Below are 13725 nucleotides of genomic sequence, written 5' to 3'. Positions count from 1 at the left end.
GGTTTTTTTATGCTCGTAGCAAGGCGCCCAAATTCAGACAAGGACCTAACCCATGAGCCAGCAAGTCATTATTTTCGATACGACCTTACGTGATGGTGAACAGGCATTACAGGCAAGCCTGAGCGTGAAAGAGAAATTGCAGATTGCTCTGGCCCTTGAACGTATGGGCGTAGACGTAATGGAGGTAGGCTTCCCGGTCTCTTCTCCGGGTGATTTTGAATCCGTTCAGACCATTGCCCGTACCATCAAAAACAGCCGTGTATGCGCTCTGGCGCGCTGCGTCGAGAAAGACATTGATGTGGCGGCTGAGTCGCTGAAAGTGGCTGAAGCCTTCCGCATTCATACCTTTATTGCTACCTCGCCAATGCATATCGCCACCAAGCTGCGCAGTACGCTGGATGAGGTGATTGAGCGCTCCATCTATATGGTGAAACGCGCCCGTAACTATACCGACGACGTTGAGTTCTCCTGTGAAGACGCAGGCCGTACGCCGATTGAAGATTTGGCCCGCGTGGTTGAAGCGGCCATCCGTGCCGGCGCCACCACCATCAATATTCCTGACACCGTCGGCTACACCATGCCGTTCGAGTTCTCCAATATCATTTCCGGGCTGTATGAGCGCGTGCCGAACATTGATAAAGCGATTATCTCCGTTCACACCCATGACGATTTAGGCCTGGCGGTCGGTAACGCCATCGCGGCCGTCCATGCCGGCGCGCGTCAGGTTGAAGGCGCCATGAACGGTATCGGTGAGCGCGCAGGCAACTGTTCGCTGGAAGAAGTGATTATGGCGATCAAGGTACGCAAAGACATCATGAACGTGCAGACCCGCATTAATCACCACGAAATCTGGCGCACCAGCCAGACCGTCAGCCAGATCTGCAACATGCCGGTTCCTGCGAACAAAGCCATTGTCGGCACCGGCGCCTTCGCCCACTCCTCCGGTATCCACCAGGACGGCGTGCTGAAGAACCGCGAAAACTACGAGATCATGACCCCGGAATCCATCGGTCTGAACCAGGTGCAGTTGAACCTGACCTCCCGCTCTGGCCGTGCCGCGGTAAAACACCGCATGGAAGAGATGGGTTATAAAGAGACCGACTACAACATGGATCACCTCTACGACGCCTTCCTGAAGCTGGCCGATAAGAAAGGTCAGGTCTTCGATTACGATCTGGAAGCGCTGGCGTTTATCAACAAGCAGCAGGAAGAGCCAGAGCATTTCCGTCTGGACTACTTCAGCGTGCAGTCAGGTTCAAGCGATATCGCCACCGCCTCCGTCAAGCTGGCCTGTGGCGACGAGATCAAAGCCGAAGCCGCCAACGGCAACGGTCCGGTCGATGCTATCTACCAGGCGATTAACCGCGTTACCGAGTACGACGTTGAACTGGTGAAGTATGACCTGACGGCTAAGGGCCAGGGCAAAAACGCGCTGGGCCAGGTCGATATCGTGGTCAATTATAACGGCCGACGCTTCCACGGCGTGGGCCTGGCGACCGATATCGTCGAGTCCTCCGCCAAAGCGATGGTTCACGTGCTGAACAATATCTGGCGCGCCGCGGAAGTGGAAAAAGAGTTGCAACGCAAAGCTCAGAATAAAGAGAACAATAAGGAAACCGTGTAATGTCGAAGAATTACCATATTGCTGTGTTACCGGGCGACGGAATTGGCCCCGAAGTTATGGCACAGGCGCTGAAGGTTCTGGAAGCTATCCGCACCCGTTTTGCGATGAAGATTACCACCAGCCACTACGATGTTGGCGGTATCGCAATTGATAATCACGGCACGCCGTTGCCGCAGGCGACCGTGACCGGCTGTGAGAATGCCGACGCGGTGCTGTTTGGCTCCGTGGGTGGCCCGAAATGGGAACACCTGCCGCCGGCCGAACAGCCAGAGCGCGGCGCGCTGCTGCCGTTACGTAAACATTTCAAACTGTTCAGTAACCTGCGTCCGGCGAAGCTGTACCAGGGACTGGAAGAGTTCTGTCCGCTGCGCGCCGACATCGCGGCGAACGGTTTCGACATTCTGTGTGTCCGCGAGCTGACTGGCGGCATCTACTTTGGTCAGCCGAAAGGCCGCGAAGGCAGTGGTCAGCACGAAAAAGCCTTTGATACCGAGGTCTATCACCGTTTTGAGATCGAACGAATCGCCCGTATCGCGTTCGAATCTGCCCGCAAGCGCGGCCATAAAGTGACCTCGATCGATAAAGCGAACGTGCTGCAATCCTCGATCCTGTGGCGTGAAATCGCCAACGAAATCGCCCGGGAATACCCGGACGTGCAGCTGTCGCATATGTATATCGACAATGCCACCATGCAGCTGATTAAAGATCCGTCCCAGTTCGACGTGCTGCTGTGCTCCAACCTGTTCGGTGACATTCTCTCTGACGAGTGCGCGATGATCACCGGCTCGATGGGGATGTTGCCATCCGCCAGCCTGAATGAAGAAGGGTTTGGCCTGTACGAACCGGCAGGCGGTTCAGCACCGGATATCGCGGGCAAGAACATTGCTAACCCGATTGCGCAGATCCTGTCCCTCGCGCTGTTGCTGCGCTACAGCCTGGATGCCAACGACGCGGCGACGGCGATTGAAAACGCCATTAACCGTGCGCTGGAAGAAGGCATTCGCACCGGTGATTTGGCCCGTGGCGCTGCTGCTGTTACTACCGATGAAATGGGTGACATCATCGCCCGCTATGTTGCTGAAGGGGTGTAATCATGGCGAAGACGTTGTACGAAAAGTTGTTTGATGCGCACGTAGTCTTCGAAGCGCCAAACGAAACCCCACTGCTCTATATTGACCGTCATCTGGTGCACGAAGTGACCTCACCGCAGGCGTTTGACGGCCTGCGCGCGCACCATCGCCCGGTGCGTCAGCCAGGCAAAACCTTTGCGACGATGGACCATAACGTCTCGACGCAGACCAAAGACATCAACGCCTCCGGTGAGATGGCGCGCATTCAGATGCAGGAGCTGATTAAGAACTGCAACGAGTTTGGCGTTGAACTGTACGATCTGAACCACCCGTATCAGGGCATTGTCCACGTGATGGGCCCAGAACAGGGCATCACCCTGCCGGGGATGACCATCGTCTGCGGTGACTCCCACACCGCTACCCACGGTGCCTTTGGTGCACTGGCGTTCGGGATCGGCACCTCAGAAGTAGAACACGTGCTGGCGACGCAGACCCTGAAGCAGGGCCGCGCGAAGACCATGAAAATTGAAGTTACTGGCCAGGCCGCACCGGGCATCACCGCCAAAGACATCGTGCTGGCGATCATCGGTAAAACCGGCAGCGCCGGCGGCACCGGCCATGTGGTGGAGTTCTGCGGCAGCGCGATCCAGGCCCTGAGCATGGAAGGTCGTATGACCCTCTGCAACATGGCCATTGAGATGGGCGCAAAAGCCGGTCTGGTTGCCCCGGACGAGATCACCTTCGCGTATGTGAAGGATCGTCTGCATGCCCCCAAAGGCCAGCACTACGACGATGCGGTCGCTTACTGGAAAACCCTGAAAACGGACGAAGGCGCGCAGTTTGACACCGTGGTGACCCTGCAGGCCGAAGCCATCGCGCCGCAGGTGACCTGGGGGACTAACCCGGGCCAGGTGATCTCCGTTAACGACAGCATTCCTGACCCGGCCTCGTTCGCCGATCCGGTTGAGCGCGCCAGCGCAGAGAAAGCGCTGGCCTATATGGGCCTGAAACCGGGCGTGTCTTTGACCGACGTGGCGATTGATAAAGTGTTTATCGGCTCCTGCACCAACTCGCGTATCGAAGATTTGCGCGCGGCGGCAGAAGTGGCGAAAGGCCGTAAAGTGGCCCCGGGCGTGCAGGCGCTGGTGGTGCCAGGTTCCGGCCCGGTAAAAGCGCAGGCGGAGGCCGAAGGCCTGGATAAAATTTTCATTGAAGCGGGCTTTGAATGGCGTCTGCCAGGCTGCTCCATGTGTCTGGCCATGAATAACGATCGCCTGAATCCGGGCGAGCGTTGCGCCTCTACCAGCAACCGTAACTTTGAAGGTCGTCAGGGGCGCGGCGGGCGCACACACCTGGTCAGCCCGGCGATGGCCGCGGCAGCCGCAGTGACCGGCCATTTCGCCGATATTCGCAGCCTGAAATAAGGAGACCATCATGGCAGAGAAATTTACCCAACATACTGGCCTGGTGGTCCCTCTGGACGCGGCCAACGTCGATACCGACGCTATTATTCCGAAGCAGTTTTTACAGAAGGTCACCCGCACCGGTTTTGGCGCCCACTTGTTTAACGACTGGCGTTTTCTGGATGACAAAGGCGAAGTGCCGAATCCGGAGTTCGTGCTGAACTTCCCGGAATTCAAAGGTGCGTCGATCCTGCTGGCGCGGGAAAATTTCGGCTGCGGCTCATCCCGCGAGCATGCGCCCTGGGCCCTGACCGACTACGGTTTCAAAGTGGTGATTGCGCCGAGCTTTGCCGATATCTTCTATGGCAACAGTTTCAACAACCAGCTGCTGCCGGTGACCTTAAGCGATGAGCAGGTCGACGAGCTGTTTGCGCTGGTACAGAGCAACCCAGGGATTCGCTTTGTGGTGGATCTGGAAGCGCAGGAAGTGAAAGCCGGGGATAAAACCTATGGCTTTAACATCGATGCGTTCCGTCGCCACTGCATGATCAACGGTCTGGACAGCATCGGGCTGACGCTGCAGCACGAAGATGCCATTGCGGCCTACGAGAACAAGCAGCCGGCCTTTATGAGTTAAATTAATGGCCCGCGATGCGGGCCATTAAAAAGGTGCCTGAGCCAACCAACCACTCTGGAAAGGCGGGGAAACATCTCCCCGCCCTCGCCTTAACGTTTCACTTCGCAAGCTAACACTGCCGCCAGCTCTGTATGGTCCTGTCTGAATCGCAGCTCACACAGCGAGTCGCGAACCATCTAGGTGAAGATCAATAACGTCATACAGATCATCAACAAACCTAACAGCAGAGTACGTTTTGGCATTCCAGCCTCCTTATTGCTTTCCAGCGATGAAGAGGCTACCCTCATAGGGTCAAGTATGTTTGTTTGGGTAGCCTCACATCAATGTTAAGTTGAGTGGGGCTTTCTTCTGTCTACCCTTCCAGCAATGCTTCAGGCAAACAGCCTCAAGCACCCGCGTGAACTCTATGCGTTATCCGTCCTGCTGTCAGAATGGGCTCTCAATTCGTGAAGCCGCCTTCCAGAATTTCACTCTCTTTTACCCGCCAGGTCAGCACCAGCGCCACCAGCGAAATGGCCGCAATTACCCAGTAAACCACGTAATGACCATAGCTTTGCGCCACCGCGCCCTGAATAATCCCCGCCAGGATCACCCCGGTTGAAATGCTGTTGGTAAATAGGGTAGTGGCCGAACCTGCCCGCCCCGGCATCAGATCCTGGAACCAGAGCATGCCAATCCCGGCAACAATGCCGATAAAGACCGCGTTAAACAGCTGCAGGGCAAGTAACGCTTCGCGGCTGTGAAAGAGGATCAGCCCCAGATAAAACAGCACGCCCGCCGCCACCGCAATCACCATCATCCGCCGTTTACCGACGTGTTTGACGTAATAACCGGCGAGGATCATCGCCGGGATTTCCAGCCCAGCGGCGGTGCCCATTAAGATCCCGGCCAGCTTGTCCGGCAGGCCCAGATCGCTGCTGATCCACAGCGGCATATCGATGATGTACATGGTGTTGCAGGTCCACATCAGAGTGGAGGCGATAAACAGCCTGCGGACGTTCTTGTTCTTCCAGCCGCTGACCTGGGTCACCGGTATCGCACCTGCAGAGTCCACCCGGGAAACGGAGGGCAGCGCGAAGGCGATCAGCCCCAGGCTAATGGCAAAAATGGCCGCCGCAATGGAGAACATGGCGGTAAAGCCATAGTTGAGCGCCAGCATAAAGGCCAGCGGCGGGCCGATAACCCACGCCAGCGACAGCTGGGCACGCATCACCGAGCTGAACATCACGACTTCCCGCGCCGAGCTGTCGGCGTATTCCCGCGCGAGGGCAAACAGCTGCGGCATGGCGGTATTGGCAAGCGCTGCCAGCAGCACGCCGCAGGTGAGCAAGGTCAGATAGTGACGGTTAAAGGCAAACAGCAGCGCGTTGCCGATCGCCATCGCGCAGCAAAAGAGGATCAGCTTGCGGCGGTCGCCCTGGCTGTCCGATCGCTTCGCCAGCCACAGGCTGACCAGGATCCCGGCGACAGCATTGACGGTATAAAAAATCCCCACCCAGAAGGGTTGGGCCCCCACCTCACGGCTCAGGAACAGACTCAGGGTCGGGGCCTGCAGCGCACCGGCGACGCCCATCATAAAAGCCACCATTAAAAAGGCGGCATACACACCGTTGAGACGGCGTCCCATCGTCATTAACCAGAGCATTACCTGTTCCCTTTAGCGCAAGTGAAAACGAAAAAAGCCAGCAGATAATACCTGCTGGCGTGGTGATTCGCACCAATACTCAGTCACACATGATCGAAGCAATTCAGCGTTCCGAGGTCGACGTTGTCACCTCCCACTGCATCAGATCTTCCAGTATTTTCAGCCGCTGCTCTGCGCACCGGCGGGCCAGCCAGGACACTCCCTTTGTCGCTGAGAAGTACTGTTGGTAAAACTGATTTGTGGTAGACCTCTTCATATTCACCTCCTCGCTTCATCGAAGTGAATTATTGGCTTAATATAGGGATTAATAAATTGCTGATTTTTTGTCAGGAGTTCCCCTTTTATGCCCTCTGGTCGTCTGCAACAACAATTCATCCGCCTGTGGCAGTGCTGTGACGGCCAGACCCGGGACACCACGCTCAGCGAACTGGCCGAGCTGCTCAGCTGTTCGCGCCGCCATATGCGTACCTTGCTTAACACTATGCAGCAGCAGGGCTGGCTGAGCTGGGAAGCCGAAGCCGGCCGCGGCAAGCGTTCCCGCCTCACCTTTCTTTATACCGGTCTGGCGCTACAGCAGCAGCGGGCGGAAGATCTGCTTGAACAGGATCGCATCGAACAGCTGGTGCAGCTGGTGGGTGACAAGGCCGCGGTGCGCCAGATGCTGGTCTCCCACCTGGGCCGCAGCTTCCGCCAGGGCAGGCATATCCTGCGGGTGCTCTATTATCGTCCGATGAAAAACCTGTTGCCGGGCAGCGCATTACGGCGCTCCGAAACCCACATGGCACGGCAGATTTTTAGCGGACTGACGCGCATAAATGAGGAAAACGGGGAACTGGAAGCCGACATTGCCCACCACTGGCAGCAACTTTCCCCGTTGCACTGGCGTTTTTTCCTGCGGCCCGGCATCCACTTCCACCACGGACGCGAGCTGGAGATGGCCGACGTCATCGCCTCGCTGCAGCGCGCCCGCGAGCTGCCCCTCTATTCACATATCACCCGGATCCAGTCGCCCACCGCCTGGACCCTGGATATTCAGCTTTCGCAGCCCGACCGCTGGCTGCCGTGGCTGCTGGGATATGTCCCCTCGATGATCCTGCCGCGCGAATGGGAAACGATGAATAACTTTGCCAGCCTGCCGGTGGGCACAGGGCCTTACGCCGTCTCGCGCAACAACAATAACCAGCTCAAGATCCGCGCCTTCGATGACTACTTTGGCTACCGGGCGCTGATTGATGAGGTGAACGTCTGGGTCCTGCCGGATATCAACGAAGAGCTTAGCGTCGGCCTGACGCTGGAAGGGCCCACCGAGGGGGAAAAGGCGGTGGAGAGCCGGCTAGAAGAGGGCTGTTACTATCTGCTGTTCGACGCCCGCTCCCACCGCGGGGCTAGCGCCGAGGTGCGTCAGTGGGTAAGCCGGATCCTCTCTCCGGCGAACCTGATCTATCAGGCAGAGGAGGTCTATCAGTCCTACTGGTTCCCGGCGTATGGCCTGCTGCCGCGCTGGCACCACGCCCGCCCGGGACGCGGCGATAAACCGGCCGGACTGGAGAGCCTAACCCTGACCTTCTACCGCGAGCATATCGAACACCGGGTGATCGCCCGAATGATGAGCGAACTGCTGGCCGCCGAGCAGGTGACGCTCAACATTCGGGAGGTCAGCTACGAAGAGTGGTATCGTGGTGAGACGGTGAGCGACATCTGGCTCAACAGCGTCAATTTCACCCTGCCCCTCGACTTCTCGCTGTTTTCACATCTGTATGAAGTCCCGCTCCTGCAGCACTGCATTGGGCGCGACTGGCAGCAGGATGCCGCTGAGTGGCGTGCGGGCGAGATGAACCTTGCTGTCTGGTGCCAGCAGCTGTTGTCCCAGCAGGCGATTGTCCCGCTGATCCACCACTGGCTGATGATCCAGGGGCAGCGCAGCATGCGTGGTTTGCGCATGAACACCCTCGGCTGGTTTGACTTTAAATCCGCGTGGTTTGCGCCGCCGGAACCATAATACTTTCGTAATATTCACCAAATCATTACAATACCGCCGTTCTCAACGGGGTGCTGCGCGCAAGCGTGTGCTGAGAAAATACCCGTCGAACCTGATCCGGATAACGCCGGCGAAGGGATTTGAGGCTGTCGCTCAAAATCCTTTGCCACTCTCAAATACAGAGGTGCAAAGTGTTCAAAACTGTTCTTCCCCTGCTGGCGCTGATGGCGCTGCCTGCCGTTGCCAGCCCTGTCCTGACGGTCTACACCTATGACTCTTTCGCCGCCGACTGGGGCCCTGGCCCGGCGGTCAAAAAAGCCTTTGAAGCCGACTGTAACTGCGAGCTGAAATTCGTGGCGCTGGAGGATGGTGTCTCGCTGCTCAATCGCCTGCGTATGGAAGGTAAGAACAGCAAAGCCGACGTGGTGCTGGGTCTGGATAACAACCTGCTGGAAGCGGCAACGCAAACCGGGCTGTTCGCTAAAAGCGGCGTGGCGACCGATGCGGTTAATGTCCCTGGCGGCTGGAAGAATGACACCTTTGTGCCGTTCGATTACGGCTACTTCGCCTTCGTGTATGACAAAAACAAGCTGAAAAACCCGCCGAAGAGCCTGAAAGAGCTGGTTGAGAGCGATCAAAAGTGGCGCGTGATCTACGAAGATCCGCGCACCAGCACCCCGGGGCTGGGTCTGCTGCTGTGGATGCAAAAAGTGTACGGGGATAAAACCCCGGAAGCCTGGCAGAAGCTGGCCGCCAAAACCGTCACCGTCACCAAAGGCTGGAGCGAGGCTTACGGCCTGTTCCTGAAAGGGGAAAGCGACCTGGTGCTGAGCTACACCACCTCTCCGGCGTATCACATTATTTCGGAGAAAAAAGAGAACTACGCCGCGGCTGATTTTGCCGAAGGCCACTACCTGGAGGTCGAAGTCGCCGCCCGGACCTATGCCAGCAAACAGCCGGAACTGGCGGAGAAGTTCCTGAAATTTATGGTCTCGCCGTCGTTCCAGAATACGATCCCCACCGGCAACTGGATGTACCCGGTCACGAACGTGGCTTTACCGGCCGGTTTCGACGCTCTGGTGAAACCGCAAACCGCACTGGAATACTCCCCGCAGGAAGTAGCCGGGAAACGTGCCGCCTGGGTCAGTGAATGGCAACGCGCCGTCAGCCGCTGATCGCCGGCTGGTTACTCCCGGGGCTGATCGCCGCCATCTTAATGGTGGCCGTCGCCCTGGGGGCATTTCTGGCGCTGTGGTTTAACGCGCCAGCCACCGACGTTACGGCGTTGCTGCACGACAGCTATCTGTGGCACGTCATCCGCTTCTCGTTCTGGCAGGCGTTTCTTTCCGCCCTGCTCTCCGTCGTGCCCGCCATATTTCTTGCCCGCGCCCTCTACCGGCGTCGTTTCCCCGGACGGCAGGCGCTGCTGCGCCTGTGCGCCATGACCCTGATCCTGCCGGTGCTGGTGGCGATATTTGGCATCCTCAGCGTCTACGGACGTCAGGGCTGGCTTGCCGCGATCTGCCAGGCCCTCGGGCTGGAGTGGACCTTCTCGCCTTATGGCCTGCAGGGCATCCTGCTGGCGCACGTCTTTTTCAACATGCCGATGGCGACGCGGCTGCTGCTGCAGGCGCTGGAGAACATCCCCGGCGAGCAGCGCCAGCTTGCCGCCCAGCTCGGGATGCGCGGCTGGTCCTTTTTCCGCTTCGTTGAGTGGCCATGGCTGCGCCGCCAAATTCCGCCCGTCGCCGCGCTGATCTTTATCCTCTGCTTTGCCAGCTTCGCCACCGTGCTCTCGCTGGGCGGCGGGCCACAGGCCACCACCATTGAGCTCGCCATCTATCAGGCCCTGAGCTACGACTACGATCCGGGTCGCGCGGCGCTGCTGGCGATGGTGCAGATGTTCTGCTGCCTGGGGCTGGTGATGCTCAGCCAGCGGCTGGGTAAAGCCATCCCCGTGGGCAGCAGCCAGCTTGCCGGCTGGCGCGATCCGCTGGACAGCCTGCGCAGCCGCCTGACCGATGGCCTGCTCATCACCCTCGCCCTGCTGCTGTTGCTCCCGCCGCTGCTGGCGGTGGTGGTGGATGGCCTGAACCTTAACCTGCTGTCGGTGCTGCAACAGCCGGTGCTGTGGCAGGCGCTCGGCACCTCGCTACGCATTGCGCTGGGGGCGGGGCTTCTCTGCGTGCTGCTGACCATGATGCTGCTGTGGACCAGCCGCGAGCTGTATGCCCGGCAGGCAATGGTGGCCGGGCAGGCGCTGGATCTGAGCGGAATGTTGATCCTGGCGATGCCCGGCATCGTACTGGCGAGCGGGTTTTTCCTGCTGTTCAACAGCACTATCGGCCTGCCCGAGTCGGCCGATGGCATCGTCATCTTCACCAACGCCCTGATGGCTATTCCGTATGCGCTGAAAGTGCTGGAAAATCCGATGCGCGACCTCAGCGCCCGCTACACCCTGCTCTGCGATTCGCTTGGGATGCACGGCTGGCAACGGCTGAAGGTGGTGGAACTCCGCGCCCTGAAACGCCCCCTGGCGCAGGCGCTGGCCTTTGCCTGCGTGCTGTCGATCGGTGATTTCGGGGTGGTGGCGCTGTTTGGCAATGATGATTTCCGCACCCTGCCGTTCTGGTTGTATCAGCAGATTGGCTCGTATCGCAGCCAGGATGGCGCCGTTACGGCGCTGCTGCTGTTGCTGCTGTGCTTTGCGTTATTTACCGTTATCGAAAAAATCCCGGGGCGTGATGCTAACTCTCACTGATGTAACCTGGCTTTATCAGCACCTGCCGATGCGCTTCACGTTGTCCGTGCGCCAGGGCGAACTGATCGCCGTGCTCGGCCCCAGCGGCGCGGGGAAAAGTACGCTTCTCAATCTGGTAGCCGGTTTTCTGCAACCGGCTAACGGCCGCATCACCATTGAGGGCCAGGACCACACCCACACGCCGCCTGCCGCGCGCCCGGTGTCGATGCTGTTTCAGGAAAACAATCTCTTTACTCACCTGAGCGTGCGCCAGAATATCGGTCTCGGTATGCATCCGGGCCTCAGGCTGAACGCCGGGCAACAGCAGAAGCTGGGTGATATCGCAGCGCAAATGGGGATTGGCGATCTGCTGGACCGGCTGCCGGGCGAGCTCTCGGGCGGTCAGCGTCAGCGCGTCGCCCTCGCCCGCTGTCTGGTACGCGAGCAGCCGATCCTGCTGCTGGATGAGCCCTTTTCAGCGCTCGACCCGGCGTTACGTCAGGAGATGCTGCTACTGGTCAAAGAGGTGTGTGAACGCCAGAACCTGACGATGCTGATGGTGTCCCACAGCGTGGAAGATGCGGTTAAAATTGCCCCTCGATCGGTGGTGATTGCCGATGGCCGTATCGCCTGGGACGGCGATACGGAACAGCTGGTGAGCGGCAAGGCCAGCGCGTCGCGCCTGCTGGGGATCCACTGACAGCGGTCAGCGGCTGACGACCTTCAATAAGATCTCGCCGTAGACCGGCATCAGCGGGTGGCGGATCAGCGTCACCAGCGCCACCACAGCGATACCCAGGGTGACGGGTGCCAGCCAGAACAGGCGCCCGCGCGGCAGGTAATTGCTCAGACGATCCGCAGAGGCTTTTTTGCTGCGCCACAGCCGCCAGCAGAGCCATGCCGCCAGCCATAGCAGCAGCGCGGTCGCCAGCAGCAGCCACTTAAAGCCGCCGCTCTGAACCCCGGCAGGAATATCAATGGCCGCCCCGGCCAGAATGCCCGGCAGGAAGTAGATCGGCGGCCAGACCAGGCAGCCCAGCAGGTTCGGCACGATGAACTTGGTCACCGGCAGATCCAGCATCCCCGCCACCATCGGCACCAGCGGACGCGTCGGACCAACAAAGCGGCCTACCAGAATGGTAAACATGCTGTGCTGGTGCAGGGCATGCTCGGTTTTATCGAGCAGGGCTTTGTTCTTCTTCATGAACGACCAGCGGTGAAGCGGCTTTTTAAAGCGCCAGCCCAGCCAGAATGAGATCCAGTCCCCCAGCAGACACCCGACGATCCCCGCCAGCCACGCCTGCCAGAAGTTAACCTCGCCGCTGCCGATCAGGGCGCCGAGCCCGCTCATCATCACCGTGCCGGGTAAAATCAGTCCGACCAGCGCCAGGGATTCAAGAAAGGCCACTAACGCCACAGCGACAAGCGAGTAAGTAACGGACTGGGTAATGAAATGTTCCAGCAATGCCTGCATAACAGTTCCGGTCAGGTGACGAAGCAGGGATTCTGCGAAGAGAGGCCTGCTGCGTCAAGACAACAATTGTCTGAATAGTTTACCGGGTGTGAACGGCATTCAGCGAATATGTTTAGTTTTATTTACCTTCTATTCACAACCGGCGCGAAATTCGCTCGGGCTGGCGCCTGTGCATTTTTTGAAGACCCGGGAAAAATAGAGCTGATCCTCAAAGCCGACGTTGCGCCCGACGGTAGCAATAGGCATCCGGGTAGTACTGAGCAGCAGCTTGGCCTGACTGATGCGCTGATCCTCGCGCCAGCTCAGCACGCTTACCCCCAGCTGCTGGCGGAACAGGTGCGACAGACGCGACGGCGACAGGCAGACGTGCTGGGCAACGCTGGCAATATCAAACTGGCTGTCCGCCAGATGATCGCTGATGTACTGGCAGGCTTCGCGCACCCGGTGATCCAGCGGCGGGTTCAGGGATTCGTTGATCGCCTCCATCCGGCGCAGCAGGAGCTGCTCCAGCAGGTTGATTGCCAGCAGCTCGGCATAGCGCCCCCCGGCCTGCCCGGCCTCGATGATCTGGGCGAAGAGTTCACGAAACTGCGGCTGATGGACCTCATCCGGACGATAAAAGCCGGTATGGGCAAACATCGACGGCCAGGCCAGCCACTCGTGCCAGTAGGCACGGGGACGGAAGTAGACCCACTGGTGATACCACTCCCGGGCATCGGGATGGCGGCCATAGTGGTGAATTTCGCCCGGCGGAAAGAGCAGGATATCTCCCGGACGGCAGACGAAGGTCCGATCGCCATTCTTGATCACCCCCTCCCCGCGCACGGTCAGGTTGAGGATATAGCCCTTCATCCCCAGCGGTCGGTCAACGTAAAAGTCGAGATAGCCTTCGGCCTCAATGGGCGTCAGCCCCGCCACCAGATGCGCGTTAAATGAGTAGCCCGGCAGCAGGGGATCACTTTGCGTTTCAGCCATATTGTCTTTACTCCTGACGGTCCTGAAGGAAACCATTTGTCCATATCAACAAAAGCGGCATAAAAAGGGGCCAGCGAAAGAGCGAAAAGGTATCAGCCCGCTTTTAGGTCCGCCATCTAAACGCTTCCGTTGCGATTTAACCGTAACATCGAGCGGGTCGGCAGTAACAAAAGTGTCTA

General features: G+C 58.7%; 12 protein-coding genes, 1 pseudogene and 1 riboswitch. Of the genes and pseudogenes, 8 read left to right on the top strand and 5 right to left on the bottom strand.

Features of this window, described 5'->3' with window-relative positions; translation table 11 throughout:
• Positions 1–52: 52 nt before the first annotated feature.
• From leuA to leuD, 4 genes are read left to right on the top strand one after another with little or no spacing between them, the layout of a single operon-like run.
• Entirely contained in the window at positions 53–1624 is a 1572-nt protein-coding gene (gene leuA / locus GNG27_RS03745; protein WP_142488222.1) for a 2-isopropylmalate synthase, read from the top strand.
• The gene (gene leuB / locus GNG27_RS03740; protein ID WP_142488221.1) at positions 1624–2715 is read left to right on the top strand and encodes a 3-isopropylmalate dehydrogenase; all 1092 of its coding nucleotides are present in this window, start codon (positions 1624–1626) and stop codon (positions 2713–2715) included. Before leuA ends, leuB begins: the two co-directional genes overlap by 1 nt.
• A gap of 2 nt (positions 2716–2717) precedes the next feature.
• A complete protein-coding gene (leuC, locus tag GNG27_RS03735; RefSeq protein ID WP_156262907.1) occupies positions 2718–4118 on the top strand; it encodes a 3-isopropylmalate dehydratase large subunit in 1401 nt (466 codons plus the stop codon).
• Between the two features lie 10 nt (positions 4119–4128).
• Positions 4129–4734: a 3-isopropylmalate dehydratase small subunit gene (gene leuD, locus GNG27_RS03730; protein ID WP_156262906.1), complete on the top strand. Its 606-nt coding sequence runs from the start codon at positions 4129–4131 to the stop codon at positions 4732–4734.
• An 89-nt stretch (positions 4735–4823) separates the two neighbouring features.
• On the opposite strand, the pseudogene GNG27_RS03725 reads toward leuD, so the two are convergent.
• From GNG27_RS03725 to sgrT, 3 genes and pseudogenes are all read right to left on the bottom strand, one after another.
• Positions 4824–4976: pseudogene (locus tag GNG27_RS03725) on the bottom strand (Hok/Gef family protein).
• A 197-nt stretch (positions 4977–5173) separates the two neighbouring features.
• Positions 5174–6379: a sugar efflux transporter gene (locus tag GNG27_RS03720; protein WP_156262905.1), complete on the bottom strand. Its 1206-nt coding sequence runs from the start codon at positions 6377–6379 to the stop codon at positions 5174–5176.
• Between the two features lie 103 nt (positions 6380–6482).
• Entirely contained in the window at positions 6483–6635 is a 153-nt protein-coding gene (gene sgrT, locus GNG27_RS03715; RefSeq protein ID WP_156262904.1) for a glucose uptake inhibitor SgrT, read from the bottom strand.
• An 87-nt stretch (positions 6636–6722) separates the two neighbouring features.
• Here sgrT and sgrR point away from each other — a divergent pair, with 87 nt between their 5' ends.
• The 4 genes from sgrR (at position 6723) to thiQ (ending at position 11797) form a co-directional block, all read left to right on the top strand.
• Positions 6723–8378, top strand: a complete 1656-nt coding sequence (gene sgrR / locus GNG27_RS03710; protein WP_156262903.1) for an HTH-type transcriptional regulator SgrR — start codon at positions 6723–6725, stop codon at positions 8376–8378.
• A gap of 36 nt (positions 8379–8414) precedes the next feature.
• Positions 8415–8514, top strand: a riboswitch (TPP riboswitch).
• Between the two features lie 34 nt (positions 8515–8548).
• On the top strand, positions 8549–9532 hold the full coding sequence (thiB, locus tag GNG27_RS03705; RefSeq protein WP_156262902.1) for a thiamine ABC transporter substrate binding subunit: 984 nt from the start codon (positions 8549–8551) through the stop codon (positions 9530–9532).
• Positions 9508–11118 carry a thiamine/thiamine pyrophosphate ABC transporter permease ThiP gene (thiP, locus tag GNG27_RS03700; protein WP_156262901.1) on the top strand — a complete coding sequence of 537 codons (1611 nt, stop codon included), beginning with the start codon at positions 9508–9510 and terminating at the stop codon, positions 11116–11118. The genes thiB and thiP overlap by 25 nt, the downstream gene beginning before the upstream one ends.
• The gene (gene thiQ / locus GNG27_RS03695) at positions 11102–11797 is read left to right on the top strand and encodes a thiamine ABC transporter ATP-binding protein ThiQ (RefSeq protein WP_156262900.1); all 696 of its coding nucleotides are present in this window, start codon (positions 11102–11104) and stop codon (positions 11795–11797) included. Before thiP ends, thiQ begins: the two co-directional genes overlap by 17 nt.
• Positions 11798–11803: 6 nt before the next feature.
• Here the strand turns inward: thiQ and GNG27_RS03690 are convergent, their stop codons facing one another.
• Positions 11804–12571: a DedA family protein gene (locus GNG27_RS03690; protein WP_156262899.1), complete on the bottom strand. Its 768-nt coding sequence runs from the start codon at positions 12569–12571 to the stop codon at positions 11804–11806.
• A gap of 129 nt (positions 12572–12700) precedes the next feature.
• Complete coding sequence (gene araC, locus GNG27_RS03685; protein ID WP_142488210.1) at positions 12701–13546, bottom strand: arabinose operon transcriptional regulator AraC; 846 nt, start codon at positions 13544–13546, stop codon at positions 12701–12703.
• Positions 13547–13725: the final 179 nt, after the last annotated feature.

This window comes from Leclercia sp. 119287, from assembly GCF_009734485.1.
GTDB classification, from domain to species: domain Bacteria; phylum Pseudomonadota; class Gammaproteobacteria; order Enterobacterales; family Enterobacteriaceae; genus Enterobacter; species Enterobacter adecarboxylatus_C.
This window is presented reverse-complemented; position numbering and strand designations above follow the sequence as displayed.